Source organism: Streptomyces sp. S6 (genome assembly GCF_054880855.1).
This window is the reverse complement of the sequence record NZ_JBTYMC010000642.1, coordinates 1-1373: the sequence shown is the minus strand read 5'-3', so window position 1 is coordinate 1373 and position 1373 is coordinate 1. Positions and strand designations below refer to the sequence as shown.

Genomic DNA, 1373 nt, shown 5'->3' with positions numbered 1-1373 from the left:
AGGAGTACTTCCGGATGGCGGGCCGCGAGGTGTACCGGCACGCCGTGGCCCGGATGACCGAGTCGTCGCGGCTGGCCGCCGAGGCGGCCGGCTGGGCGGGCCCGCAGGACGCCGACCGGTTCGCCGCGCACCAGGCCAACGCCCGGATCCTGGCCACCGTCGCCGACGATCTGGGCATCGCGCCGGAGCGGCGGCTGTCCAACATCGAGCACGTGGGCAACACCGGGGGCGCGTCCCTCGCGGTGCTGCTCGCGCAGGCCGCCGCCGAGGGCACGCTCAAAGCCGGTCACCGGTTGCTGGCGACCGCGTTCGGCGGCGGTCTGGCCTGGGGGGCGACCGCGCTGGTCTGGCCCGAGGTCACCTCTCTCTGAACCTCGTCGCACACACACATCCAAAGGAGACACCGTGTTCGAGACATTGAAGGAAATGCTGGTCAGCAAGCTCAAGGTGACCCCCGAGATCGTGGTCCCCGACGCCACGCGCGAGGACATCGAGCTGGACTCGCTCGCCGTGGTGGAGCTGTCGCTGGTGCTGGAGAAGGAACTGGGCCTGGCCATCAGCGACGACGAGCTGCTGGAAGCGGCCACCGTCGGCGACATGGCCAAGCTGATGGAGGAGCGGAGCGCGGCGGTATGACCGTCGGCGCGGACATCGCGGTCACCGGTGTGGGACTGGTGACGCCCGCCGGGACGTGCACCGCCGACAGCTGGGAGGCGGTGCGCGCCGGGCGGCCGACGGCGGCCGTCGACCCGGCGCTGGCGGGAAACCCGGTACGGCTGTCCTCCCGGGTGCCGGGGTTCTGCGCCGACACCCTCCTCGGTGCCCGGCGTGCCCTGCGGCTGGACAGGTTCGTGCAGTTCGCCCTGGTGGCGGCGCAGGAGGCGGTGGCGGACGCCGGGCTCGACCCGGCGTCCTGGGACGGCGCCCGGGTCGGTGTGGTGATGGGGTCGGCCGACGGCGGTCCGGGCACCGTGGAGGAGCAGCACCGGGTGCTGCTCACCGAGCAGGCCCGGCGGGTGTCGCCCCTGCTGCTGCCGATGCAGTTGCCGAACATGCTGGCCGGGCAGCTCGCGATCACGCTGGGCGCCACGGGCCCGAACCTGGTGGTGGCGACGGCCTGCGCATCCGGGGCGACCGCCGTGGGCACGGCCCGTGACCTGCTCGCCCTGGACCGCTGCGACATCGTGGTGGCCGGCGGCAGCGAGGCGATGATCACGCCGCTGGTGATGGCGGGGTTCGCGCAGATGGGCGCGTTGTCCGGCCGGGAGGACGACCCGGACGGCGCGTCCCGCCCGTTCGACGTGGACCGGGACGGGTTCGTGGCCGCCGAGGGGGCGGGCGTGCTGGTGCTGGAACGCGGCGCCGACGCCCGC

Annotated in this window: 3 protein-coding genes; all 3 read left to right on the top strand. The window is 73.9% G+C overall.

The window, feature by feature from the left end; genetic code table 11:
* Positions 1 to 371, top strand: a 371-nt coding sequence (locus tag ACVNF4_RS36070) for a 3-oxoacyl-[acyl-carrier-protein] synthase III C-terminal domain-containing protein (protein ID WP_461807040.1), incomplete at its 5' end; no start/stop codon positions are given.
* A 34-nt stretch (positions 372 to 405) separates the two neighbouring features.
* The gene (locus ACVNF4_RS36065) at positions 406 to 636 is read left to right on the top strand and encodes an acyl carrier protein (protein ID WP_461807039.1); all 231 of its coding nucleotides are present in this window, start codon (positions 406 to 408) and stop codon (positions 634 to 636) included.
* On the top strand, positions 633 to 1373 hold a 741-nt coding region (locus tag ACVNF4_RS36060; protein WP_461807038.1), incomplete at its 3' end, for a beta-ketoacyl-[acyl-carrier-protein] synthase family protein. The genes ACVNF4_RS36065 and ACVNF4_RS36060, both read left to right, overlap by 4 nt.